23 protein-coding genes, 3 tRNA genes and 1 pseudogene are annotated in these 24390 nt (G+C 34.0%); 13 read left to right on the top strand and 14 right to left on the bottom strand.

From position 1 onward, the window contains the following. Positions 1-43: 43 nt before the first annotated feature. The 4 genes from ABWH96_RS13905 to lon form a co-directional block, all read right to left on the bottom strand. Positions 44-772 carry an SDR family NAD(P)-dependent oxidoreductase gene (locus tag ABWH96_RS13905; RefSeq protein WP_375578124.1) on the bottom strand — a complete coding sequence of 243 codons (729 nt, stop codon included), beginning with the start codon at positions 770-772 and terminating at the stop codon, positions 44-46. Between the two features lie 126 nt (positions 773-898). Beyond that, positions 899-2287, bottom strand: coding sequence for an ATP-dependent protease ATPase subunit HslU (gene hslU, locus ABWH96_RS13900; RefSeq protein ID WP_375578123.1), 1389 nt, complete (start codon positions 2285-2287; stop codon positions 899-901). Next, on the bottom strand, positions 2284-3333 hold the full coding sequence (porQ, locus tag ABWH96_RS13895; protein ID WP_375578122.1) for a type IX secretion system protein PorQ: 1050 nt from the start codon (positions 3331-3333) through the stop codon (positions 2284-2286). The genes hslU and porQ overlap by 4 nt, the downstream gene beginning before the upstream one ends. Beyond that, a complete protein-coding gene (gene lon / locus ABWH96_RS13890; protein WP_375578121.1) occupies positions 3330-5825 on the bottom strand; it encodes an endopeptidase La in 2496 nt (831 codons plus the stop codon). Before lon ends, porQ begins: the two co-directional genes overlap by 4 nt. Positions 5826-6022: 197 nt before the next feature. Between lon and ABWH96_RS13885 the strand changes: the two genes are divergently transcribed. Beyond that, complete coding sequence (locus ABWH96_RS13885) at positions 6023-7975, top strand: OmpA family protein (RefSeq protein ID WP_375578120.1); 1953 nt, start codon at positions 6023-6025, stop codon at positions 7973-7975. Here the strand turns inward: ABWH96_RS13885 and rlmD are convergent, their stop codons facing one another. Together rlmD and ABWH96_RS13875 are read right to left on the bottom strand one after the other, a co-directional pair. Beyond that, positions 7976-9376 (bottom strand): 23S rRNA (uracil(1939)-C(5))-methyltransferase RlmD, encoded by a 1401-nt coding sequence (gene rlmD / locus ABWH96_RS13880; RefSeq protein WP_375581487.1) that lies wholly within the window; start codon positions 9374-9376, stop codon positions 7976-7978. It abuts the gene before it with no gap. A gap of 377 nt (positions 9377-9753) precedes the next feature. After that, a complete protein-coding gene (locus ABWH96_RS13875) occupies positions 9754-10473 on the bottom strand; it encodes a tol-pal system YbgF family protein (RefSeq protein ID WP_375578119.1) in 720 nt (239 codons plus the stop codon). A 239-nt stretch (positions 10474-10712) separates the two neighbouring features. On the opposite strand from ABWH96_RS13875, the gene ABWH96_RS13870 reads away from it, so the two are divergent. The 3 genes from ABWH96_RS13870 (at position 10713) to ABWH96_RS13860 (ending at position 11345) form a co-directional block, all read left to right on the top strand. Further along, positions 10713-10785 (top strand) — tRNA-Lys (locus tag ABWH96_RS13870). A 200-nt stretch (positions 10786-10985) separates the two neighbouring features. After that, positions 10986-11058 (top strand) — tRNA-Lys (locus tag ABWH96_RS13865). 203 nt (positions 11059-11261) lie between these two features. Then, a tRNA-Leu gene (locus ABWH96_RS13860) sits at positions 11262-11345 on the top strand. 62 nt (positions 11346-11407) lie between these two features. Here the strand turns inward: ABWH96_RS13860 and ABWH96_RS13855 are convergent. Then, entirely contained in the window at positions 11408-12778 is a 1371-nt protein-coding gene (locus ABWH96_RS13855; protein WP_375578118.1) for a cystathionine beta-synthase, read from the bottom strand. Positions 12779-12917: 139 nt separating this feature from the next. Here ABWH96_RS13855 and ABWH96_RS13850 point away from each other — a divergent pair, with 139 nt between their 5' ends. Together ABWH96_RS13850 and ABWH96_RS13845 are read left to right on the top strand one after the other, a co-directional pair. Further along, positions 12918-13220 carry a hypothetical protein gene (locus ABWH96_RS13850; RefSeq protein WP_375578117.1) on the top strand — a complete coding sequence of 101 codons (303 nt, stop codon included), beginning with the start codon at positions 12918-12920 and terminating at the stop codon, positions 13218-13220. Between the two features lie 58 nt (positions 13221-13278). Then, entirely contained in the window at positions 13279-13569 is a 291-nt protein-coding gene (locus ABWH96_RS13845) for a phosphoribosylpyrophosphate synthetase (protein ID WP_375578116.1), read from the top strand. Here the strand turns inward: ABWH96_RS13845 and ABWH96_RS13840 are convergent. The 3 genes from ABWH96_RS13840 to ABWH96_RS13830 are packed head-to-tail and all read right to left on the bottom strand — an operon-like array spanning position 13566 to position 16598. Further along, positions 13566-14495: an aspartate carbamoyltransferase catalytic subunit gene (locus ABWH96_RS13840; protein WP_375578115.1), complete on the bottom strand. Its 930-nt coding sequence runs from the start codon at positions 14493-14495 to the stop codon at positions 13566-13568. The two genes, ABWH96_RS13845 and ABWH96_RS13840, sit on opposite strands and share 4 nt — an antisense overlap. Further along, the gene (gene pyrR / locus ABWH96_RS13835; RefSeq protein ID WP_375578114.1) at positions 14492-15040 is read right to left on the bottom strand and encodes a bifunctional pyr operon transcriptional regulator/uracil phosphoribosyltransferase PyrR; all 549 of its coding nucleotides are present in this window, start codon (positions 15038-15040) and stop codon (positions 14492-14494) included. The genes ABWH96_RS13840 and pyrR overlap by 4 nt, the downstream gene beginning before the upstream one ends. Positions 15041-15071: 31 nt before the next feature. Beyond that, a complete protein-coding gene (locus tag ABWH96_RS13830; protein WP_375578113.1) occupies positions 15072-16598 on the bottom strand; it encodes a hypothetical protein in 1527 nt (508 codons plus the stop codon). Positions 16599-16729: 131 nt separating this feature from the next. Here ABWH96_RS13830 and ABWH96_RS13825 point away from each other — a divergent pair, with 131 nt between their 5' ends. Genes ABWH96_RS13825 through ABWH96_RS13815 form a run of 3 tightly spaced genes read left to right on the top strand, consistent with a single transcriptional unit; the run spans position 16730 to position 19465 of the window. After that, on the top strand, positions 16730-17407 hold the full coding sequence (locus ABWH96_RS13825) for a helix-hairpin-helix domain-containing protein (protein WP_375578112.1): 678 nt from the start codon (positions 16730-16732) through the stop codon (positions 17405-17407). Positions 17408-17410: 3 nt separating this feature from the next. Beyond that, the gene (locus tag ABWH96_RS13820) at positions 17411-18442 is read left to right on the top strand and encodes a PHP domain-containing protein (RefSeq protein WP_375578111.1); all 1032 of its coding nucleotides are present in this window, start codon (positions 17411-17413) and stop codon (positions 18440-18442) included. 3 nt (positions 18443-18445) lie between these two features. Continuing rightward, positions 18446-19465 (top strand): glycosyltransferase family 9 protein, encoded by a 1020-nt coding sequence (locus ABWH96_RS13815; protein WP_375578110.1) that lies wholly within the window; start codon positions 18446-18448, stop codon positions 19463-19465. Between the two features lie 173 nt (positions 19466-19638). Here ABWH96_RS13815 and ABWH96_RS13810 read toward each other — a convergent pair whose 3' ends face one another. Beyond that, positions 19639-19986: a YraN family protein gene (locus ABWH96_RS13810; protein ID WP_375578109.1), complete on the bottom strand. Its 348-nt coding sequence runs from the start codon at positions 19984-19986 to the stop codon at positions 19639-19641. 62 nt (positions 19987-20048) lie between these two features. On the opposite strand from ABWH96_RS13810, the gene ABWH96_RS13805 reads away from it, so the two are divergent. The 4 genes and pseudogenes from ABWH96_RS13805 to ABWH96_RS13790 all read left to right on the top strand — a co-directional run bounded on the left by ABWH96_RS13805 (position 20049) and on the right by ABWH96_RS13790 (position 23073). Then, a complete protein-coding gene (locus ABWH96_RS13805; protein WP_375578108.1) occupies positions 20049-21044 on the top strand; it encodes a bifunctional phosphoglucose/phosphomannose isomerase in 996 nt (331 codons plus the stop codon). 3 nt (positions 21045-21047) lie between these two features. Next, on the top strand, positions 21048-21788 hold the full coding sequence (gene lipB, locus ABWH96_RS13800) for a lipoyl(octanoyl) transferase LipB (RefSeq protein ID WP_375578107.1): 741 nt from the start codon (positions 21048-21050) through the stop codon (positions 21786-21788). Further along, positions 21772-22173: pseudogene (locus tag ABWH96_RS13795) on the top strand (hypothetical protein). The gene lipB and the pseudogene ABWH96_RS13795 overlap by 17 nt, the downstream one beginning before the upstream one ends. Positions 22174-22233: 60 nt before the next feature. Then, complete coding sequence (locus tag ABWH96_RS13790; RefSeq protein ID WP_375578106.1) at positions 22234-23073, top strand: substrate-binding periplasmic protein; 840 nt, start codon at positions 22234-22236, stop codon at positions 23071-23073. Positions 23074-23176: 103 nt separating this feature from the next. Here the strand turns inward: ABWH96_RS13790 and ABWH96_RS13785 are convergent, their stop codons facing one another. From ABWH96_RS13785 to ABWH96_RS13775, 3 genes are all read right to left on the bottom strand, one after another. After that, the gene (locus tag ABWH96_RS13785; protein WP_375578105.1) at positions 23177-23494 is read right to left on the bottom strand and encodes a lipocalin family protein; all 318 of its coding nucleotides are present in this window, start codon (positions 23492-23494) and stop codon (positions 23177-23179) included. A gap of 57 nt (positions 23495-23551) precedes the next feature. Further along, a complete protein-coding gene (gene msrB / locus ABWH96_RS13780; RefSeq protein WP_375578104.1) occupies positions 23552-23992 on the bottom strand; it encodes a peptide-methionine (R)-S-oxide reductase MsrB in 441 nt (146 codons plus the stop codon). 150 nt (positions 23993-24142) lie between these two features. Continuing rightward, positions 24143-24334, bottom strand: coding sequence for a cold-shock protein (locus ABWH96_RS13775; protein ID WP_013452942.1), 192 nt, complete (start codon positions 24332-24334; stop codon positions 24143-24145). Positions 24335-24390: the final 56 nt, after the last annotated feature.

Here is a 24390-nt window from a genome sequence, read left to right as displayed (position 1 = left end):
TAATTAGATCTGTTGTTTTAATAAATTTTTGGGATGTGAAACATTAAACATCCCTCACATCCAAAATTAAATCAGGATATTTTTCCAAATTGTCAAGAAAGTGAAAATACTTTTCGGCAACTTCCTTTTCACAGCTTAGCTGATTCTCAGCCTTTAAATTTTTAAATTTATCTACCCCACTAAATGATTTTTTATTAGTGCTGCGGATTTGGGTTTGCATTTCAGTATCTACCACTCCAGGAGCGATTGCTTTTATGATAAATCCATTTCCATCCATTTCAGCCTCTTTGGCCGCTACTTTTGATGCCATATCCAAAGCAGCTTTTGAAGCGCAATATCCTGACCATCCATCCACTGCATTTTTGCCTGCTCCTGAACTTATATTAATGATGATTTTTTCTCCTTTGAGATCTTTAAAATCATTCATAAACTGATTCATCAATAGGATAGGGGCACTAACATTCAAATCAAATAAATGTGGAATGCTATCATTTTCAATGTTTCCTAAGTGACCAATATCGCCCAAAGTCCCTGCGTTATTAATCAGGACAATTCTCTCGTAGTCTGTAGCCTCGGAGAAAAATTGAGGTAATTTTTTCAGGAGATTGGGTATGTCAGCTAAATCATAAGTTAAGGCTTTGTAATTTTGATGCTCAATGGAGTGAGTTCTATTAATTCCCCAAACATCAGCACCTGTAGACAAGGCTTTTTCTGCTAATCCTTTTCCTATACCCTTGCTTGCTCCTGTAATGATGAATAATGATTTTTTCATGATCTAAATTTGAATGTTTTCTATATAATCGAATGAGATGGTTTTAGGTTTTCAGTACTTGATACAAAAACAAAAGCCCGAAATTCCAAGGAGAATTTCGGGCTTAAATTAAGATTTAAACAAGGCTTAAAGTATATACTGACTCAAATCTTTATCCTTTACTAATCCATCTAATTTTTCGCCTACCATTTGTTTAGTAATCACCACTTTGGCGTTGGCTCCAATTTTATCAGGAATATCGAATAATAATTCATTCAGCAATTTACTCATCACAGTTTGCAATCTTCTAGCTCCTATATTTTCAACTTCTGAATTTACTTGGAAAGCTATTTCAGCTAACTCTTCAAGCGCATCATCATCAAATTGTAAGTCTACTTCTTCTGCTTTAAGTAAAGCAGTATACTGCTTTGTAAGCGCATTTTTCGGCTCTTTCAAGATTCTTAAGAAATCTGCTTTTGTCAAGCTATCCAATTCCACTCTGATTGGGAAACGACCTTGCAATTCAGGAATTAAATCAGATGGTTTGCTTACATGGAAAGCACCAGCTGCCACAAATAAAATATGATCAGTATGTATAATTCCATATTTGGTGTTAACAGCACTTCCTTCTACTATCGGTAGTAAATCTCTTTGTACACCCTCACGGCTTACATCTCCACCACTTGAATTACCACTGCCTTTTGCTATTTTATCAATCTCATCTATGAAGATCATACCAGTGTTTTCTGCCTTTTTGATGGCTTCTTCCTTCACTTCATCCATGTCAATAAGCTTGGAAACCTCTTCATCTATTAAGATTTTTCTAGCTTCTTCAATCGTGACTTTACGCTTCTTATTCTTTTTTGGCATCATGTTACTGAGCATGTCTTGCAGGTTTATCATGGAAGTTTCATCCATCATTCCTCCACCTACCATGCCCATGCCATTGTTGGCAGGCGTTTTAACATTGATGTCAATCTTACGATCTTCCAATTCCCCGTTTCGTAATTTCTCTCTGAAACGCTCACGGGTCTTTTGGTTCAATTCATAATCATTTTCAGGCACTTGATTGTCAGCTGTTGTGCTAACAGGCCGCTGATTAGTTGATTTCATAGGTGGAATTAAAGCATCCAAAATAATATCTTCTACAGCTTGAGATGCTTTTTCTTTCACCTCCTCTTTTTTGGAAGCTTTTACTAGGTTTACAGATTGCTCAACCAAGTCACGTACCATGCTTTCTACATCTCGTCCTACATAACCCACTTCAGTAAATTTGGAAGCTTCCACTTTCGTAAATGGGGCATCAGCGATTTTAGCCAATCTTCGGGCAATTTCTGTTTTACCTACACCAGTTGGCCCAATCATTAAAATATTATTGGGAACAATCTCACCTTGGATTTCGATAGGAGTATTCATTCTTCTCCATCGGTTTCGCAAGGCAATAGCAACATTACGCTTGGCGTCATTCTGTCCTATGATATATTTATCGAGTTCTGCAACGATCTCTTTTGGTGTCAAAAATAAATTATTGTTCATGATTTCTTCTTTACAAATTCTTTTAAATTACTTCCTAGCGTTATAAAATGGGCAAAACCACCCGCTTGGTAAATGGCACTTGAATAGGCCATATTAAATTTTTTGGTTTGAAAATATACTCCAAATGTAAAACCGCCTGCACCGCCTACTTGTTCAGCCCTTAATGATTGACGGATAAGGTAATTATAACCAGCTCGTAGATTTACATTTTTTCCTAAAATCACTTCAGTTCCGATAGTTACATGCTGAAAAATTTTATCAAAAGTAGATGGTGGATTATTGTTCACATCTGTAAAAACCACATTATCGTCATCACTAAGTAAACTTTCATCAAAATAGCTTAAATCATATTGATAGAGCCGATTCAATGTTAAGGAGAAACGGAAAGGCATAAACTCGGGTTTATAAGTTCCGCCTAATTGTACATCAAAAGGTAAATTCCTTTCTTCTGCTGCATATTTTGAGGTGAAAAAGCCTAAATTTTTGATCACTAAACCCAAACTTAATTCCTCCTCAGGATGTACAAAAGAACCTCCTAAATCAGTTAATAAAGCCGATTGATTAAAACCGCTGATTTGATTGGCAACAAATTTCAAACTTGCCCCATATCTGAAAACTCCATCTTCCCTGGAATGACTAACTTGTATAGCGTAATCGGAAGCATTGAAATTTTCAGTACTTCCTCCTGTATTGTCAAATCCTTCAAACTGTCCGTAATGAAAATAACTTATGCCAAAACTGAAAATTCCTAGATTTTCAAAATCTTCAGCATAAGTGATTTGGCTATTGTAGATATCAGCTAAGTAAGGATTTACACTAAAGGAAATTTGTCCTGCCATATCCGAATTAAGCAATGCAGGATTTTGCCAACTCATATTGACATCTCCTGCATTTGAACTCACATTTACCGTTCCCAATCCAGCGACTCTAGCATGATTTGGTGTTTCCAGAAAGGAAAAGGCACGCAATCCGCCTATTTGACTATATGCTGTTGTAATAGTCAAACAGATAAAGAAAAGGCTTGCTATGACCTTTTGCCATATCATGAGAGATAAGCTGGAACTGTTTTTTTATTGTCATCTTCAGGAATCACAAAATCAATCGGATTTTTGATTTTCTCTTTCAATAAAGCAATTTCTAATACTTCACTTACTTGGTCAACAAAATGAATATCTAAGCCTTTGATGTAGCGTGAATCAATTTCATCTATATCTTTCTTATTTCGCTGACATAAAATCACATCTTTAATTCCTGCTCTTCGTGCAGCTAGAATTTTCTCTTTCAACCCACCTATTGGCAATACTTTTCCTCTCAAAGTAATTTCACCCGTCATAGCTAATCTTGATTTCACTTTTCGCTGTGTGAAAATTGATGCCAATGAAGTGATCATCGCAATACCAGCCGAAGGCCCGTCTTTCGGCACAGCTCCCGCTGGAACGTGGATATGTAAATCATAATGATCAAATATTTTATGATGAATTCCTAATTCGTCTGCATGAGATCGCAAATAGGAGAGAGCCGTCATAGCGGATTCTTTCATAACATCTCCCAGCTGACCAGAAAGAGTCAATTTCCCTTTACCTCTGCTTAAGCTTGATTCTATGAATAAAATTTCACCACCGACCGAAGTCCAGGCTAATCCAGTAACTAAACCAGCGGTTTCATTGTCCTGATAAATTTCTTTTTCAAAAGCTTCAGCTCCTAAAATTCTTATTACATCTTCTGTTTCAATTTTGCTGTTGAATTCTTCTTCCATCGCAATGGATTTGGCAATGTTTCTCACGACTTTTCCGATCGTTCTTTCCAAACCTCTCACACCTGACTCACGAGTATAATCCTCGATGATCTTAGCAATAGCTTTTCTACTAAAGGTAACATCTTTGGCTTTTAAACCATGCTCTTTTTTCTGCTTTGGAATCAAGTGCTTTTTAGCAATTTCCACTTTTTCTTCCAAGGTATATCCAGTAACCTCAATTATCTCCATTCTGTCCCTTAAAGCAGGATGAATAGTATCTAAAGAGTTTGCGGTTGCGATGAATAAAACGTTTGATAAATCGTATTCAACCTCTAAATAATTGTCTTGGAAAGTCTCGTTTTGCTCTGGATCCAATACCTCTAATAAAGCAGATGAAGGATCACCTCGGAAATCGGAATTAACTTTATCGATCTCATCCAAAATATAAACAGGATTAGACTTTCCTGCTTTTTTCATGTTTTGAACGATTTTTCCTGGCATGGCGCCTACATAAGTTTTTCTATGTCCACGAATCTCTGCTTCATCATGAACCCCACCTAAGGACATTCTTACATATTTTCTACCTAAAGCATCGGAAATGGATTTTCCTAATGAGGTTTTACCCACACCCGGAGGTCCGTAAAGACACAAAATAGGAGCTTTCATATCCTGCTTAAGTTTTAAAACAGCAAGATATTCTATAATTCTTTCCTTTACTTTTTCTAAACCATAATGGTCACGATCTAATATCTTCTTAGCTCTTTTTAAGTCAAAATTATCCTTAGTCAGGTCTCCCCAAGGTAATTCTAATAATAACTCTACATAATTCATGGCAACAGGATATTCTGCTGCTTGAGGGTTTATGCGAGAAAGTTTATCAATTTCTTTGTCAAAATGTTTCTGAACTGTTTCTGACCAATTTTTTTCTTGAGCTCTTAGTCTAAAATTGTCTAGTTCTTGGTCAGGGCTATCTTGCCCTAATTCATCTTGCAAAACTCTGATTTGCTGCCTTAGGAAATAGTCTCTTTGCTGTTGGTCAATGTCAGTATGAACCTTTTTATGAATTTCATTTTTAAGTTCCAACATCTGAATGTCTTTCAACATGAATTCCAAAAGCAAAGTAGCGCGTTCTTTGGCATTGGTTTTTTCCAATAGCTTTTGTTTTTCGGCTACTTCAGAATTGATGTTTGAAGATAGGAAATGAGTTAGAAAATTAGGATTTTCTATATTATCTAATGCTACCTGAGCTTCCTGCGGAATTTCAGGATTAAGTTTTAAGATTTTGCTGGCGGCATCTTTTAAAGACTGAATAACTGCCTTATTTGATTTTAACTTAGGGTCAAGCTCTTCATCATCTAATTCCTGGTAAGTAGAAACTAAGAATGGATCTTCCTGAACAATCTCTTTTACTTCAAATTTTTGCTTCCCCTGAATGATGATGGTCGTATTACCATCAGGCAATACAATCATTTTCAGAATTCGGGCTACAGTACCAATACTATAAATATCATCTTTACCCGGATCTTCAACCTTTCCATTAGATTGTGCTACTACACCTATTATTCTATCACCTTTATATGCTTTTTTTACAAGCTTAATTGATTTTTGACGCCCTACAGTAATAGGAATTACTACTCCGGGAAACAGTACAGTATTTCTAATTGGTAAGATTGGAAGTTGATCAGGTAATTCTTCCTCACGCATACTGTTTTCCTCATCAGTAGATATGAGCTGTATTAACTCACCTGTCTCATCATCATTTATATCTGAAAAAACTTGTTGATGCTTAAATATTGAATCCATATATATTTTTAATATTTCAGCCAATTTGGCATTGGAAATCTCTTTTTTATCCCATTTAATTGGGTGCTTGCCTAATTCAATTGTTATGCCAATAAAATATTGACTAATTTTAGATTTAATTTAAATGTAATTCCGACATTTTTCGGATATTAAAGTTTAATATACTGACATATTTACCGTAAAACTATCAAATTGTCTTGAAGCAAGCTTTTAAATATTTCATTTTACTATCGTTTTTCAGCTTTTCATTAAATCTGTTGGGGCAATATAATCCTCAAGTTGATTTATCTAAAAAAGAAACAGAAGAATTGTTTCCTTTTTACTTTCCTAATGTTAATCAGATTAATTTTTACAAAGATGAAAATGCATTAAATAAAATTAATAAAGCTCAGGAAGGGAAAAATTGGGAACGATTTAAAGATTTATTGGAGGATTATGTAAAGAAATTTGCCACTGAAAATTTCTATAAAGATACTCGTTTAATTTGGCAGTTAGCAAAAATGGAGGAGCTTTATGGCGATTTCGAAAAATCCAAAAGTCTTTATAGGCTTGCTTTAAAACATCATCAAAGTAAAATTGATTTAAGGCAAATGGAGATTTTCATGGACTCTGTTCAATTGGAGCAAACAGATGATTATGTCCCTATAGATTATTATTATGAGTTAGTAGACTTCAGACAATCTATTGATACTCTAGTTCCACCTCGTGGTGTTCTCCTGAGTATGGGAAAGCAAATTAATTCTAATATGGCCGACTATGCACCCGCTCTCACACTGGATAATAAAACCATGATTTTCACATCTAAACGAAGTTTGAGCGGTAGTATTTTGTCAAATAATTCGAATGAAGATTTATATATCGCTAAACAAGAGGATGGTATGTGGCAGGATGCAGTTCAGTTAAGAGATATCAACAGTCGGTATAATGAAGGATCGGCTACATTAAATGCGGAAGGGAATGAGATTATCTTTGCCAGATGTGGTGCACCAGATGGATTTGGAAATTGTGACTTATATGAGACCCATCTTGAAGAAGATAGCACATGGAGTAAAGCAGTTAATTTAGGTGCAAATCTAAACTCTAAAGCTTGGGATTCTCATCCTACACTATCCGTGACAGGAGATACGCTTTTTTTTGCATCTGACAGAATTGGTGGGTTTGGATTGTCAGATATTTATTTTTCTGTAAGAGATGAAAACGGTAATTGGACAAGAGCTAGAAATCTTGGACCAGTAGTAAACACAAGAGGCAATGAGGTAAGCCCATTTATTCATCCTCGTTATAAGATTTTATATTTTAGTTCCAATGGACACTTATTGAATTTTGGTGGATTCGATATTTATAAATCAAACGCAAAATCATTTTTATGGGATGAACCCCAAAATATAGGACCTTTGATAAATACTGAAGGGGATGAGTACTATTTTACAATTGATTCTGAATCACAGGATTTATTTTACGCAGGCTCTTCTTCCATGCGAAGTCATAATTTAGATTTATTTTCATTTCCCTTACCTATGGAAGCAATGCCAGGAGCAGATACGAAAGTTTCAGGTGTGGTAACGGACACCGTGAAAGGTGAACCATTCAGGGGTATTGTATCTATAGTGGATATTGAAAATGGAATAGAAATAGCCCCAAAATTCACTAGAGAGGACGGTAGCTTTGAATTTAATCTTTTAAATAATGCTAATTATGTAATGGTTGTTCAATCTGATAAACTTTTCAGAATAGAGGAAATGTTTTTTCTATCTGGCGATACTGTGATGAACAGAAATATTGATCCTATATCAAGTAAGATTAGATTTAAGTCCATTGAGTTTGAAAAAAATTCTGCTAAACTAAGGCCTGATATGTACAGTGATCTGGATAAAGTTGTAGACTTTTTGCTAGACTACCCTGAATTTAAACTGAGAATCACTGGGCATACCGATTCTTCAGGGGATGAAATGAGGAATAAATCTTTATCTCAAGAAAGAGCTGATGCCATCCGAGAATACATTATTTTGTTGCACCCAATTGAAGAGGATAGGGTTACAGCAGAAGGTTTTGGTAATAGTAAACCCGTTGTCAATGATGAAGAGACAGATGATGACAGAAGGTTGAATAGGAGGGTAGAGTTTGAAATCTACCGTCCTAAGGATGAATGATTACTTCAATTCTAATAAAACAACATTTTCAACATGATGTGTTTGTGGAAACATATCAACAGGTTGAACTTTAGTGACTTTATATTTTTCGTCAAGTAAAGCTAAATCCCGAGCTTGAGTAGCTGGATTACAACTTACATAAACTATTTTGTTAGCAGCTATATTTAGCAATGTTTTAATAACATCTGGATGCATACCTGCTCTGGGCGGATCGGTGATTATCACATCTGCTTTGCCATGTTGAGCTAAAAACTCATCATTGAATACATCTTTCATATCGCCAGCAAAGAAGTCTGTATTCTCTATCTTATTCAGCTGAGAATTTACTTTGGCGTCTTCAATGGCTTCTGGCACATATTCAACGCCAATTACTTTTTTAGCACTTTTTGCAATGAAATTAGCTATAGTTCCAGTTCCGGTATAAAGATCGTAAACCGTTTCATCTCCTTTCAAATTGGCAAAGTCTCTGGCTACTTTATATAACTCATATGCTTGATCTGAATTGGTTTGATAGAAAGATTTTGGACCTATCTTAAACTGCAAACCTTCCATTTCTTCAATGATATGGTCTTTTCCATAAAAAACATTCACATCTAAATCATGGAAAGTTTCATTTCCTTTTTGATTTAGAATGTAAAGCAGAGAAGTTAATTCAGGAAAGTGTTCTTTTATATGATTCAACATCATGCTCAACCACTCTTCATTGTCTTCTGCAACTTGCAAAATGACCATGGTCTGACCTGTAGTTGAAGTACGAATGATTAAATTCCTAAGAAAGCCAACTTGTTTAATCAAATTGAAATAGGTGATATTATTATCCTTCGCAAATCGATCAACTGAATTACGAATTGCATTTGACGGATCTGCTTGTAAATAACATTTCTCGATTTGTACGATTTTATCAAATCTCTTTGGGATATGGAAACCTAAAGCATCTGATTCAAACTCTTTTCCAGATTCAATTTCTTCGGTAGTTAACCACCTATTATTGGAGAAAGTATATTCCATTTTATTTCGATAGAACCTAGTGTTTTCAGAGCCTAGAATAGGGTTGATTTCAGGTAATTCAACTTTAGCAATGCGCTCTAGGGAATCCTTCACTTGCTCGGTTTTAAAACCTAATTGATCATCATAGCTTAAATGTTGCCATTTACACCCTCCACAAACACCATAATGGCTACAGAAAGCCTCTATTCTTAAATCAGATTTTTTATGGAATTTAATAGCGCTTCCTTCAAGAAAGCTTTTCTTTTTCTTATGAACTCTAACGTCAATAATATCGCCTGGAGCAGTGCCTGCAACAAATACTACTTTATCTTTATAATAGCCCAAAGCCTTACCTTCTGAAGCTATTTTTTCAATCTCTAATTCCTCTATTATTGGATGTGGTTTTCTTCCCATAGCCTGCAAAATTAGGCTAATATTTTCGAAGGGAAAAGCTAGTGCATTGAATTTATGATTGCTGCTTATGTCAGACATTGAAAATGTCGGACATTTGTCTAATATCGAGTATTAGTTTTCTTAAATGCTAATGTCAGACACTAAGCTAACGGGTTTCGTGTATGCGTCAGACGGTTAGAACCGTCAGACACAGGGCAAATGGTTTGCGTTCACACAGTCTGACGGGTTCTGAAATAACTTTTAAGAATGGTAAGTTTCCCGTATAGAAATTACTCTTTAAACTATGCTCTAACCCCGTCTGACCGTTTTGTGTGGTCAAATGGTTCTAAATTGTCAGGAATAAACCTAACAGTTTTCAGGGTATTTGCTAGCAAAAATCAAAGCTTCCTAATCTGAGAAGTTTTAATATATGCTTCCTTCTCCTCAATAATAACTTTACTCCAAACATCGATTTGATCTTTGACTTGGATTTTTGCCGGTGAGTTTACTTTTTCTACAAGGTTGGCTCCTGATGAAGGCCCTTCCAATAGGTAACTAGGAGTGTTTGTAATTATGGCTTCTGATTTTCCATTATAGTTATTCAGGAAGGCTACAATTAGTAGAGGTATAAAAGCAAGTGCAAAATAATTTCTTTTTTTATAAATTGCATTTCTATTCTTAATCATCAAGCCAAGCCCTAAAAAGATGATAACTGAAAAGAATAATTGGAAGTATATTTTCCACTCTTTATAAAATAAATCAGCTTGATAAGCTAATCCATAATCAAAACCAATAGCTTCTTTTGTCTCTGCAGTTTCTTTTAAATAATCGATGACTTTTTCATCTTTAGTGAATTGATAGTATTTTTCTAAATAATACATTGATTGACCAGGATTCTCCATGCCTTCTTCAATTCTTGCTAACTTTAAAAGCATAGCTGGGCTTGAATTTCCTGCTTTATAAATTTTCTCATAAATTTTTATTGCACTTATGTATTGCTTCTTTTCGTACAGAGAATCAGCCTTAACTAATTCCTTTTCAAGGGACTGCGTAAAACCACTAGTGGAGATCACAAGCATAAGAATAAGAGAAGAAATCAGAAATTTGAACTTTAGCATTTGCATTTTATTAATTAGTACTTACCTTTGCAACGCAATTAAGGAAAACGACTCCTTAAAAGCAATAAAAACACTCTTTACTCATGAAAATTGAGTTTGTTAATCAAACGGATTAACTGGAGAGAAATTTTAGATTAATTGACTCGCTAGCTCAGCTAGTAGAGTATCCCGATTGAGCGAATCGGGAGGGTCTTGGGTTCTGAACCCAAACTGAAAAGAATTCTTAATACAATTTAAATGACTCGCTAGCTCAGCTGGTAGAGCACATCCCTTTTAAGGATGGGGTCTTGGGTTCGAACCCCAAGCGGGTCACTTTTTTAAAATTGTGAAAACAATTTTATTATACAAACTATTTTGAAAGCTCCGATTAATTGAATTAGAGCATTTTTTTTCTTTAAAATTTTGACTCTATATTCCGACTGATCGGGATGATAGAGTATCCCGATTAAGCGAATCGGGAGGGTCTTGGGTTCCGAACTCAAGCTCAAAGCATTTGCTTAATACAATTTTATGACTCGCTAGCTCAGCTGGTAGAGCACATCCCTTTTAAGGATGGGGTCTTGGGTTCGAACCCCAAGCGGGTCACTTCTTTTAATGCTCTGATAAAGCGAATCAGAGTTTTTTAATTTAAAAAATATGACTTGCTAGTTCAGCTGGTAGAGCATCCCGACTTTTAAAGTCGGGAGAGTCTTGGGTAGAACTCCAAGCGGGTCACAAATTACTAAACCTATCTATTGGAAAATGGATAGGTTTTTTAGTTTTAGCATGTATATTTGCTATCTGGTAATGCGCACGTGGTGAAATTGGTAGACACGCCACCTTGAGGGGGTGGTGCCTTAACTGGTGTGGAAGTTCGAATCTTCTCGTGCGCACAAATAAAAAAAGGCTGTGAAACCAGATTTCACAGCCTTTTTGCTTTAGCGTGGGTGTGATTCTAATCAGCAAACGCCATTAATAAATCTTGTTTGGTGATAATGTGTGCATCATTTTTTTCATCTAAGACCATTAATGCCTTATCACCATGATTCATCATGGAAGAAATAGTATCAACAGTAGTGTTTAAAGCAATAAATTTGAATGGTTTGTCCATTATCTCTGAAATAGGCTTAGCCTTTAGTTCAGGATTCTCTACCAATTTGTTTAATAATTGTGTATCTGAAATACTTCCTACAAATTCGCCTGATTTGGTTACTGGCAATTGTGAAATAGATAACTCATCTAATAATTTTACTACCTCACCAATCTTCTGATCGCTATCGATACTGATTAATTTATAATTGCTACTTCTTTTCTTAACGATATTTTTAGCAGTTGCATAATCATTATTTTCAATGAAGCCGTGATCTTTCATCCAATCATCGTTGTAAATTTTGCCTAGGTAACGAGTACCATGATCAGGAAGGATAATTACCATCACATCATCTTCTTTCAAATGTTCTTCTGCATATTCAAGTGCACCATGAACAGCAGAACCACAAGACCATCCGCAGAATAAACCTTCTTCTCTGGCTAATCTTCTGGTCATGATGGCACCATCTTTATCCGTTACCTTAACAAAATGATCAATCATAGCGAAATCCACATTTTTTGGTAAAATGTCTTCACCAATTCCTTCGGTTAAATAAGGGTAGATTTCTTTTTCATCAAAAACACCTGTTTCTTTATATTTTTTGAAAACAGAACCATATGAATCAATTCCTACGCTCCTTATTTCAGGATTTTGTTCTTTCAAAAATCTTGAAGTACCGCACATAGAACCGCCTGTTCCAACGCCTGCAGCCCAATGCGTTATTTTTCCTTCTGTTTGTTCCCAAATCTCAGGCCCCGTAGTTTCATAATGCGCCTTGCTGTTTGACATATTATCATACTGATTAGGATAAATAGAATTAGGAGTTTCTTCGTGGATCTTTTTAGCTACAGAATAATAAGAGCGAGGATCATCTGGGCTAACATTGGTAGGACAAACAATTACTTCCGCACCCATAGCACGAAGGATGTCCATTTTCTCTTTTGATTGTTTGTCGGCCAAGGTGAATACACACTTATAACCTTTAGAAATGGCAGCTAAAGCTAGTCCCATCCCAGTATTTCCGGATGTTCCTTCAATGATGGTTCCTCCAGGTTTAAGTTTACCTTCTTTTTCAGCATCCTCTACCATCTTGATCGCCATCCGATCTTTCATGGAATTGCCAGGATTGAAATATTCAACTTTTACCAGTATAGTGCCTGGTATTCCTTTGTTGACTTTGTTTAATTTCACCAATGGAGTATTACCAATGGTCTCTATAATAGAGTTGTAGTACATTTTTTGTTATTTTGCTTTTTGCAAAGTTAGTTATTTATAATCATCATTGAAATGTGACGTATGTAATATTCATAATCTTTTAAGGAGAACTGTCATATGTAGAGTGGCGTTATTTGTATTGTATTTAAAATTTAAAGCTATGCAAAACCTTAACGCACAAATCGCATTTAAAATTAATGAGTTATCCGATTATGGATATAAGAATAATTTTCAATTTGAAAATGGTGAGTTAATTTTAAGGAGAGAAGAAGAGGATCAACAAATTGAAAAACACTATGTTGCAGAGCAAGTGTCTGTTGAGGCAGAATACCTTTATGAGGAAAATGGTGCTGCTTTAATCACTTTCATGACTAATGATGGTGAATTAGGTTATGCAATTGACACTATGAATGTAAAGGGCGAATTTCCTTTAATTAATTATTTTGAGGCTATTGAAGATTAATTTTTGTTTAACAATCTTCCTTTCATTCCGTTAAATCCAATAAACAAAAAAGAAGTTTATGGATTCAATGAACACATTAGCTGAGAAAATTGAAAATTTAAAAAAAGAAGGATATACTGAGGATTTTTTCTTTGAAGATGGGAAACTCAAAACGGAAGATAACTCATTTGAGAAAAATGATATCTCAGAAGTAAAAGAATACAGGTTTGAGGGAAAATCAAATCCTGATGATTTATCAATATTATATCAAATCACCACTTCATCTGGAAAAAAAGGAACAATAGCAGATGGTTTTGGGCCTAATGCTAATCAAGAATTAACAGAATTTATATTAGAGGCAGAATCTTAATTCTGCCTTTTTTGTGCTAATAAGTAAAGTACAGCCATTCTAATAGCAACACCATTTTCAACTTGATTTAGAATAATAGATTGCTTTGAGTCCGCTACATCACTGCTGATTTCCACACCTCTATTTATGGGGCCTGGATGCATCACAATGATTTCTTTTCCTATACTATCTAGTAATTTTTTATTTACTCCATAATAAAGTGAATATTCTCTCAATGAGGGGAAGTATTTCAATTGTTGCCTTTCCAGCTGGATTCTTAATATGTTAGCCACATCGCACCATTCTAGAGCTTCTTTAACATCCCAACTGATTTCTACTCCAAGATCAGCAATATATTTTGGTAAAAGCGTAGCTGGGCCGCAAACCATCACTTCTGCACCTAGTTTTTTCAGCGCGTAAATATTGGATAATGCGACTCTTGAGTGTAAGATGTCCCCAATGATTGCTACTTTCTTTCCTTTAAGCTCTTGAATTTGTTCCCTAATGGAATATGTATCTAATAAAGCTTGGGTAGGGTGTTCATGTGTGCCATCACCCGCATTTACAATATTAGCCTCAATATGTCTTGATAAAAAATGGGCAGCACCAGGGCTAGAATGTCGCATAACTACCATATCTACTTTCATGGACAGAATATTATTGACCGTATCAAGTAGAGTTTCCCCTTTTTTAACAGAGCTATTGGAAGATGAAAAATTCACTACATCCGCAGATAACCTTTTTTCAGCTAATTCAAATGATAATTTGGTTCTGGTAGAATTTTCGAAAAATATATTGGCGATAGTAATATCTCTAAGGGAGGGGACTTTTTTAATGGGTCTATTAATAACTTCTTTAAAATGGTCGGCAGTTTGAAAAATCAATTGAATATCATCTGCTGTCAAGTCTTTGATACCCAATAAATGATTTACACTTAAATTTGTCATTTTTCTTCGTTTGTCACTAACCAGATTTTATCATTCTCGGCACCTTGGTCTGTCCATTCTACCAAAACCCTTTGAGTTTTAATAGTATTTACTCTTCTTCCTACATAATCAGGTTGAATTGGTAAATCCCTTGTGTATTTTCTGTCTATAAAGGTAAGGAGTTCTACCAATCTAGGTCGACCAAAAGCAATCATAGCATCTAAAGCAGCCCTTACGGTTCTTCCAGTAAAAAGCACATCATCAATTAAAATAACTTTTTTGTCCTCAATAATAAATGGAATTTTGGTTGCATTTGCTTTCAATGGAGTGTCTCTTCTTCTGAAGTCATCGCGGTAGAAAGTAGTATCAAGCAAACCTAGGGGTAGTTCTTTATTCAATCTTTCATTCAATCTTTTTTGTATTCTTTGAGCTAAGAATACTCCCCTTGGTTGAAGCCCTATTAAAACCGTGTCTTGAAAATCCTTATGGTTTTCAATCAGTTCTTCCACTAACCTATTAATGGTGATTTGCAAGAGGTCGGTATCTAAAATCAGACGTTTTTCCATGGCGCAGGGGCAAAGATAGTAAACTGAAGATTTATTCGACCACGATTTTATTGATAAAAAATACTTTTCTGTTCAATTTAATATTTTCGTCTTTCATGTTTTTTACTTTATTTACGCCATAAGCATAAAAATTATTACCATACCACTGCTCTAAGCCTTCTAATTCCTCACTATTACTTTTCATTTCATCGCTCTCGTACATTAGCTTCAAGCTTTCAGTAAATTTGCCTTCCACTATTTCACTTCCTTTAATAACTTTAATTTTAAGCTCTTGATTATATAAATAAAGCATAACAATTTCATTTTCCAGAAATGCGAGATGAATATGTTCTTCTAATTGAAAACTCTTTAAGTCATTGACTTCAAAGCTATTATCCCATAGTAATTTACCATCATTATCAAAGGCGATAATTACTGCATGCGTATATTTATAACCATCAAAAACCTGAGATGAGCGATTACTTAAAAATGGATCATAAGTATAAGCGGAATACCCATAACCCGAAGATCTATTGGAATAGGTAGGGAAATAAGCTTCTCCAATTAAAATATTTTGATCGTCCTGTTTTACTATGTCTTGAACAAATAACCGATAACTAAATTTAAGTTTTTTTCCTTTAATTTTTTTTCTGGCAATTCGTTTCATGATCCTGTTTTTACGCCTCTCCTTCATGTAATTGAAGAAATTTTCCAAATTGGCGTAATTGTAATAACGAATTTTTTCTTGGTTTTCCCTTTCGAAATCTGCAATATAAATCCCTCTGGAGGTTTCAGTTCTTCTTTTGATTGAATAAGTACCTGCTAATAAATTTCCACCTTCACTACTATTAACCACTCTTCCATCTGTAAGGCTTAAATCTTCTTTTGCTTCTAATGATTCAGTGAAAATACGTTCTCCCATTGTATTAAAAGCCCTTATCGTAATTCCATATCTTTTACTTGCTAATCTATCTGAAGTGATGATTCGCACCCATTCATCATCTGTTTTAGTGACAATTTGTAATAAAGTGCTTCTGTCATTGTAAAATCCAGGCAATACAACCCCTTTTTTCGCAGTGAAGTTATACATCATAACAACTGTTCTCATATTAACATTACCACCAAAAACGACTGCATCATTCTTAACTTCAAATTCCGTCAATTTTATTGGTACAAGATTTTCATAAACATAAGATTGAAAAGCATCTCCATTGAGCGAAAATGTTAGAAATAGCATATCTTTAGCATATTCATACCCTTCCTGAAAAAGCATAACGAATTTCCCATTATCATAACTATAACCTTTAAATGAGAATTTATCATCAATTATGACTTCTTGTCTGTTTATTTCCTGTAGACTTGTATCTAGCCTGATTATTTCCCAGATATATTCATTATTATCTGTTTTTTCTTCTAACTCCTTAAATAAAAACAAGCCATCTTCTTTTGCTGAAACGATATAGTAATCGTCATTAAAATTATCAATCTCAATTTCATATCTTAATGGCTGTGATATTTGACCATAAATAGAAAAGCTTATAAAAAATAAGATAAGGTTTAGTAGAAATTTAATTTTCATAGAAAAAGTCAATTTTAATATACGATCAATTATAACATAACTACTTATGTTTTGTTAAACACAAAAAAATAGATATTCTATCCATTATCCTTCTCAATATATCCTTTAATTTTACAAAAAATCAAGAAGCTTTGGAAAATAAACAAATCATTAAAATTTTAAAGAATACAGCTAAGCTCATGGAGCTGCATGGCGAGAATGATTTTAAGGTAAAAAGTTATCAGTCTGCAGTTAATAGTTTGGAGCGACATAATAAAAGTCTATCGGTGATGTCCGTAGAAGATCTTCAAAGTATTGAAGGTGTTGGGAAAAGTCTGGCTCAGTCTATTTATCAAATTAATGAGCAAGGCTCTTTTGAGCTTTTTGATGATTTAAGTGCTAAAACTCCAGATGGAATATTAGAGATGATGCAGTTAAGCGGGTTTGGTCCGAAGAAAATAAAGCTCATCTGGGAGAAACTTGAAATTGATAATCTCGAAGATTTATTAATTGCATGCAAAGAAAATAAAATAGCAGCTTTAAAAGGGTTTGGTGCGAAAACTCAGATTAAGCTTCAAGAAGCTGTTGAGTTTAAATTAAGCTGGAGAGGATATATACATTATAGAGAGGCCGAAAAATTAGCTGAAAAAATCATTGAAGAGCTAAAAGCCTTGGATGGAATACAAGAAGTTTCCGTTACCTCTGATGTGAGAAGAAAAATGGAGGTTATTAAACCTTTGGAAATTTTAGTTGCAGCTGATAATAAAGCAAAAATCATCCAATACATAGCCAAAAATGATGAATTTGATCTCGATAAGAAAAACTCATGACCATTGAGCCTGAAATTCATCTATAAGCCTTTGAAAGCTGAAATCAATTTGATTTTCACTACTAAGGATCAGTTTGTAAATGATTTATTTAAGACGACTGCCCATCCTAAACATTTGAATGCTGAATTGGAAAAGGGTGATTCTTTCAGTAAAATTCTAAAAGAAAAACAATTTAGTTCTGAAGAAGAGATTTACGAAATAGCTGGCTTTCCTTTTATTGTCCCTGAATTAAGGGAAGGTATGTGGGAAATGGATTGGGCAAAAGAAAATGCTTTTCCAGATTTAGTTGAAATGAGCGATTTGAAAGGAATTTTGCATAATCACAGTACCTATAGCGATGGTAAAAATTCGTTGGAGCAAATGGCACAATATTGTAAAGTCCTTGGTTATGAATATTTAGGGATTAGCGATCATAGTAAAACAGCCACTTATGCTAATGGCTTACAAGAATTCAGGATTAAAAAGCAACATGAAGAAATAGATGCACTGAATGAAAAATTAGCTCCTTTTAAAATCTTTAAAGGAATTGAATCTGATATTTTGAATGATGGCTCATTAGATTATGCCAATGATGTGCTGGAAAGCTTTGATTTTGTGGTTTCATCCATTCATTCTCCATTAAGCATGGATAAAAAAACGGCTACAAACAGATTATTAAATGCCGTTGCCAATCCCTTTACCACCATTTTAGGACATCCAACAGGAAGGTTGTTATTGCAAAGAAAGGGATATCCTATAAATCATAAAGCTGTGATTGATGCTTGTGCTGAATATGGTGTTGTAATTGAAATTAATGCTCATCCCTGGCGATTGGATTTAGATTGGAGATATGTTCGATATGCACTCGATAAAGGAGTGCAAATTTCAATAAATCCAGACGCTCACGAAACAAATGGCTATCATGATATGTACTATGGACTCTGTGTTGGAAGAAAAGCAGGCTTAACCGCTAGTGAAACTTTCAATGCTAAAAGTTTAGAAGAATTATCTCAATATTTTAGTGACCGTAAGAAGTCAGCACTTTCTAAAGTATAAAATTTGAAAAAAGTAAAAAAAGTCCTCATTTTAAGATTTTCCTCTATAGGAGATATTGTATTGACAACTCCAGTAATCAGAGCAATTAAATTACAGCTTTCTGATGTTGAAGTGCACTATGCCACTAAAAAATCTTTTGCTAATATACTGGAAAGTAATCCTTATGTTGGTAAGGTACATATATTGGAAGAAAATCTGAGTGATTTAGTGACCAATCTGAAGGCTGAAAAGTTTGATTATATAGTTGATCTTCATAATAATTTAAGGACAAAAATCATCAAATTAAGATTGAATTTGCCTTCCAAAACTTTTGATAAATTGAATTGGGAGAAGTGGCTGATGGTGAATATGAAAGTCAATAAATTGCCTAATCAGCATATAGTAGATCGTTATATGGAGGCAGCCTCTGAATTAGGTGTGAAAAAGGATCAATTTGGGCTTGATTACTTTATTCCTGAAAAGGATGAGGTAGAGAGGGAGTGGCTACCAGAAACTCATCAAAAGGAATATGTAGCTTACGTTATAGGGGCTCAACATAATACTAAAAAGCTTCCTTTTAAACGCATGGTCGAGTTATGTGATAAAATCAATAAGCCTATAATTTTAATTGGTGGTCCTGATGATGTAGAAATGGGGGAGAAGGTAGCGCAATTTTTTGAACAAACAGAAAATTCTGCTCCTTACGAAGAAAAGCTAACGGAGATGGGTAAGAAGGCAAGAATCTTCAATGCCTGTGGAAAATTCAATTTAAGTCAATCGGCTTCATTAGTGAAAAATGCAACTTATGTTTTTTCTCACGATACTGGTTTGATGCATATTGCTGCGGCATTCAAAAAGAATATTTTCTGTATTTGGGGTAATACTATTCCGATGTTTGGTATGTATCCTTATAAAACTAAATTCACAATTTTAGAAAACACAAAAGTAAACTGCAGACCATGTTCTAAAATAGGCTTTCAGAAATGTCCAAAAGGGCATTTTGATTGTATGAATAAAATAATATTTGATTTTTGGCTGCCTTAATTTAAGTGTTTAAGTGAATAGGTGTTGAGGTTAGCTAAGTGTTTAGGTTATTAGGTTTTCAAGTTAGTATAGTTGAGCGTAAAAAATAGGGGGTGGGCGTAGGAAGTGTTATTAGTACTCACAAGGGAATTAGGTGCTTTTGTTTTGAAAATTATTTGTCGTCTGACATTTATTTAATAAAATGCATCTTCAATATGGAGAAATTGATCTGGCTCATTTAATTTAATGCTGAGAATATCAAAGCGGATATCTTTCTGCCAGTTGATAGCATAAATGTAATTTTCGGCAGCTTCCATTAACTTATCTATCTTTGCTTGGTTTACACTTTCTTCAGGATAGCCATGTTGAAAAGAATGTAAAGATTTTACTTCAACAAAAATCAAGGAATTATGATGCAAAGCTATAATGTCTATTTCCGCTCTTTTGAATCTATAATTTCGTTCCAAAATCTCGTAGCCTTTAGATTCTAAAATATTTATGGCTAAATCTTCACCTTTGTCGCCTATTTTTTTTGTATTCACGCTTATGCTATCGATCTAATATTATATTTGTAAATGAATAAAAACGAACTAAAAAATATATTGTGATAAATTTAATAAAAACTTTTCCAGCGCAATTAGAAGAAGCACTGGAATTAACAAAACAAATCAACGCTTCCGAAATTTCAAAAGGTGAAATTCAACATATAGTGATTAGCGGAATGGGTGGTTCAGGAATTGGTGCTCACCTTGTGAAAAGTATAGTGGAAGATTACTGTAAATTACCAATTACTTTGATTCAAGGTTATAACCTTCCGCTGTGGGTCAATAGTAAAACTTTATTTATTGCCTGTTCCTACAGTGGAAATACGGAAGAAACTTTAACCATATTAGAATTAGCTAGGGAAGAAACTAAACATATTTTTTCAGTTACAACTGGAGGTAAATTGAAGGAGATATCAGATAAGGAAAATTACCCACAATATAATTTCTCAGGAGAAGCGGCTTGTCCTAGAGCAGGTTTGGCTTATCCTTCAGTAGCTGTTTTAATGTTACTTTATAAATTAGGTTTCTGTTCTAATCTTGATATAGAGGCAGAACTAAAATCAAGTATTAATTTATTAACCGAAGAGCAAGAGGGCATACAATCTGAAGCAAGATCCATAGCTAAGAAAGTTCAAGGGTATTTCACATTTATATACTCAGATCAAAAGTTTTATCCTGCCACTTTACGGTTTCAGCAACAGCTAGCAGAAAATAGTAAACAGGTTTCTCATAGCCACGTTTTTCCTGAATTAAATCATAATGAATTAGTTGGATGGGTCTTTCCTGAAGAGCATATCAAAAAATCTAAAGCGATTTTATTAAGATCAAATTTTGAGCACGGCCGAAATCAAAAAAGAATGGATATTAGCAAAACAATCTTGGCTGATAAAGCGGAAGTTATAGAATTGATAGCTAAGGGTAAAAGCTTTACTCAGCAATTGTATTATTTTATACATTTGATAGATTGGATCAGTTTTTATTTGGCAGAGGAAAACCAAATTGACCCATTTCCGGTTGAAACTATAAATTATTTAAAAAATAAATTAGCAGAATAAATAGTGAATTTTAAGCTTAATAAAGATACTCAGTTCCTTTCTTTGGGCATGATGGATTATAAGGAAGCTTGGGATTACCAAGAAGAATTATTTTTAAATACCATCGAAATAAAAACCTCTAACAGGAAAATAGAGGAGGATAATCATCAAATTACTCCTAATTACCTTATTTTCTTAGAACATCCTCATGTTTATACCTTAGGTAAAAGCGGTTCTGAAGAAAACCTATTGTTAGATGAAATTGGTTTAAAAGAAAAGAAGGCCACCTATTATAAAATAAATAGGGGAGGAGATATTACCTACCATGGCCCAGGGCAGATTGTTGGATATCCAATATTAGATTTAGATAACTTCTTTACTGATATACATAAATATCTAAGATTATTAGAGGAGGCGGTGATCTTAACTTTAAGAGAATATGGAATAGAATCAGGAAGAATAAAAGGATTAACAGGTGTTTGGATTGATTTTGAAGAAGGAGCTAAAAATCCACGAAAGATATGTGCTTTAGGAGTGAAATCCAGTAGATGGGTGACAATGCATGGTTTTGCATTCAATGTAAATACTGATCTTAATTACTTTAAGAATATCATCCCATGTGGTATAGATGATAAAGCCGTTACTTCTATGGAAGCAGAACTAGGTAAGAAGCAAGATATGCAGGAAGTAAGCAATAAGTTGAAGCAACATATTGCAGAATTGTTTGAAATGAAACTATTAGACAAGAATGAAAAAGGATATTGATTTTTCACCAGTAACAGGTGTAGAATTGGTGATTACCCAATCTAAAAAAGATGGAGATGCTCAATGGGATGTTTATTTGATTAATAAAAATTTGATTGAGTTGGAGACCGTTTTAATCACTTCCAAAGGCTATGGTACGATAGATGGAAAAGCAAAAGAAACCTCAATATTGCGGCATATGATCGGAAAGGTGGAGGAACAGAGCTACGCAAGAATTGAACCTATACAACCATAATTATTTCAACTCAACAATGAGTACTGGGTGAGCTATTATATTCTAGATCAAATTTTCGACAAAAAATTCGTATTTGTTCCAGATGCCATTCAGAATGAAAATCTGCAATATATCCCAGAGTTAGATTTGATGGGCGTTAGACATGCTTAAGCTAAAGATTGTTAATATATTAACATTTCATTATATTAGTTTTTTGTAAACTACATTGCTATGAAATTTTACTCTTTTTGCCTTACTTTTTTAATTGGTATTAATATTTCTATGGGCTTTAGCCAACTAACTGGTAGCAGTTGGGCTGATGTAAAAAAATCTGGTAAAGGTGAATTGACCTGTGTATATTATCAAACCCCTGGGCTGGTATATGAGGAAAATGGTAAAATGCAAGGAGTTTGCATTGATATTATGGAAGAGTTCAAGAATTATGTTAATGAAAAACATAATGTTACGCTCAATTTTAATTTTGAAAAGAAAGTCCCTGTTTTTACGAATTTCATAAGTACTGTGAAAAATAGTAAAAATATAATGGGAGTATGTAATACCAGTATCACTAGTGACCGTAAAAAATATATAGATTTTAGCCCAGCCTATATGAATAATCCGTCAGTTTTGTTGTCAAATCAGGAGGCAGGAAAACTAAGTGACTTTTCTAGCATGGCGTCTAATTTTGAGGGCTATAAAGCTGTTATTATAAAAGGCTCTACTCATGAGAAATATTTGAAAAAGATAGCGGATCAGTATTTCCCTGATTTAACAATTGAGTATGCTAATTCTGGCAGTGAGGTCAATACAAAGCTAAGAGGTAATGATAAGTATTTTACATTGATTGATTTTACTGAATATTTTGATGCTGTAAGAAAGAAAATGAATGTCACTAGACATCCAGTTCCGTTAAATGAATTAGAAGATCAGCTAGGTTTTATTTTCCCCAAAGGAAGCGACTGGACATCTGCTTGGGAAGAATTTCTTACTCCTGAGTTTAAAGAAAGTGTGAAATACAAGAAAATTGTAGCTGATAACTTAGGAACTTCCTTTGTTAACCTTATTCGATAATTTACTCTTTGGATTAATCTTTTTTCAAAATTAAGGTTTGAACATTTCCTTTTCCATCAGTGGATTTCCACTTTTGATAGTTTCTTTTACCTTCAATTATAATCTAGGATTTTGCTAATTCACTTTCTCCATCGGTTTTAATGGTAATGTTTTCATCGCTTATGTTGTAAGTAAAATCAGAATTTTCAATTCTCTCATTACCTAAAATTCTATAAGATAAATCATTTGAACCTGTTCCTTTTTTATCAAGATGGATTGTCCCAATGTTTTTTGCATTTGCGTTACTGCCATCCCCAGATTCTTCTGAATAAGATTCTATTTGCCAAGTGCCAATAATTTTCTTTTCTAAAGTGCATGAAACAAGAAAAAGAAATGAGGTAAATAGTAAAACGTAAGTAAAAAGTTGTTTTATATAATTCATCTTTATGTTTTATTATTAATACGTAATAGAGAGGATTAGCAGCCTAATTTTAAGGTGTTATTTCACTAGTTTGATAGATGCTGAATTAATACAATATCTTAAACCTGTGGGTTCAGGGCCGTCTGGGAAAACGTGTCCGAGATGAGCATCACAAATATTGCATAAAACTTCAACTCTCACCATTCCAAAAGTTTCATCCTTTTCATAATTTATCACATTATTTTCAAAGGGTTCAGTAAAGCTTGGCCAACCTGAGCTTGAATCGAATTTAAGTGTAGAATCAAACAGCGTTATGCCACAACATCTGCAGGCATACTGTCCTGCTTCATGAGCTTCACAATATTCTCCAGAAAAAGCTCTTTCAGTTCCTTTTTTTCTAGTTACCTGATACTCCTCTGGTGTCAATAAAGATTTCCACTCTTTATCGGTTTTTTCTACTCTTTTTGGAGGCTGAGGGCTCCCATTATTTGCAAATTTGATTACGTCATTCCAATTCATAAAAATACTTTTGATTTACTTCTTTAAACTTAAAGAATAGATCTATGTTTAGTTGAAATTCAAATTAATAATTATTGGGCAAAAAAAAAGGTTTCTCAAATTTGAGAAACCTTGATTCAATTAAATGATCTAAAAATGTATATTTATCAATTAAGCTAATTTCACATTCACTGCATTTAAACCTTTTTTTCCGTCTTGAAGTTCATAAACAACTTCATCATTTTCTCTAATGTCATCAATTAGACCTGATACATGTACGAAATAATCTTGTTGTGTGCTTTCGTCAATAATAAATCCAAATCCTTTTGAATCATTAAAGAATTTTACTGTTCCTTTATTCATTATAATAATTTTAATTTTTACAAAGCTAATTCTTTTATTTTCAATAACTATGGCTT

It is taken from the genome of Marivirga tractuosa (assembly GCF_042140215.1).
Classification (GTDB): Bacteria; Bacteroidota; Bacteroidia; order Cytophagales; family Cyclobacteriaceae; genus Marivirga; species Marivirga tractuosa_A.
Note: the sequence above shows the minus strand (reverse complement) of the source record. Positions and strands in the feature narration are given on the sequence as shown.

Coding starts and splice junctions, on each gene's coding strand:
- ABWH96_RS13905 (WP_375578124.1), bottom strand. CDS start 772: ATGAAAAAATCATTATTCATCATTACAGGAGCAAGCAAGGGTATAGGA.
- hslU (WP_375578123.1), bottom strand. CDS start 2,287: ATGAACAATAATTTATTTTTGACACCAAAAGAGATCGTTGCAGAACTC.
- porQ (WP_375578122.1), bottom strand. CDS start 3,333: ATGATATGGCAAAAGGTCATAGCAAGCCTTTTCTTTATCTGTTTGACT.
- lon (WP_375578121.1), bottom strand. CDS start 5,825: ATGGATTCAATATTTAAGCATCAACAAGTTTTTTCAGATATAAATGAT.
- rlmD (WP_375581487.1), bottom strand. CDS start 9,376: ATGGGAAGAAAACCACATCCAATAATAGAGGAATTAGAGATTGAAAAA.
- ABWH96_RS13875 (WP_375578119.1), bottom strand. CDS start 10,473: ATGCTAAAGTTCAAATTTCTGATTTCTTCTCTTATTCTTATGCTTGTG.
- ABWH96_RS13855 (WP_375578118.1), bottom strand. CDS start 12,778: ATGTACTACAACTCTATTATAGAGACCATTGGTAATACTCCATTGGTG.
- ABWH96_RS13850 (WP_375578117.1), top strand. CDS start 12,918: ATGCAAAACCTTAACGCACAAATCGCATTTAAAATTAATGAGTTATCC.
- ABWH96_RS13845 (WP_375578116.1), top strand. CDS start 13,279: ATGGATTCAATGAACACATTAGCTGAGAAAATTGAAAATTTAAAAAAA.
- ABWH96_RS13840 (WP_375578115.1), bottom strand. CDS start 14,495: ATGACAAATTTAAGTGTAAATCATTTATTGGGTATCAAAGACTTGACA.
- pyrR (WP_375578114.1), bottom strand. CDS start 15,040: ATGGAAAAACGTCTGATTTTAGATACCGACCTCTTGCAAATCACCATT.
- ABWH96_RS13830 (WP_375578113.1), bottom strand. CDS start 16,598: ATGAAAATTAAATTTCTACTAAACCTTATCTTATTTTTTATAAGCTTT.
- ABWH96_RS13790 (WP_375578106.1), top strand. CDS start 22,234: ATGAAATTTTACTCTTTTTGCCTTACTTTTTTAATTGGTATTAATATT.
- ABWH96_RS13785 (WP_375578105.1), bottom strand. CDS start 23,494: ATGAATTATATAAAACAACTTTTTACTTACGTTTTACTATTTACCTCA.
- msrB (WP_375578104.1), bottom strand. CDS start 23,992: ATGAATTGGAATGACGTAATCAAATTTGCAAATAATGGGAGCCCTCAG.
- ABWH96_RS13775 (WP_013452942.1), bottom strand. CDS start 24,334: ATGAATAAAGGAACAGTAAAATTCTTTAATGATTCAAAAGGATTTGGA.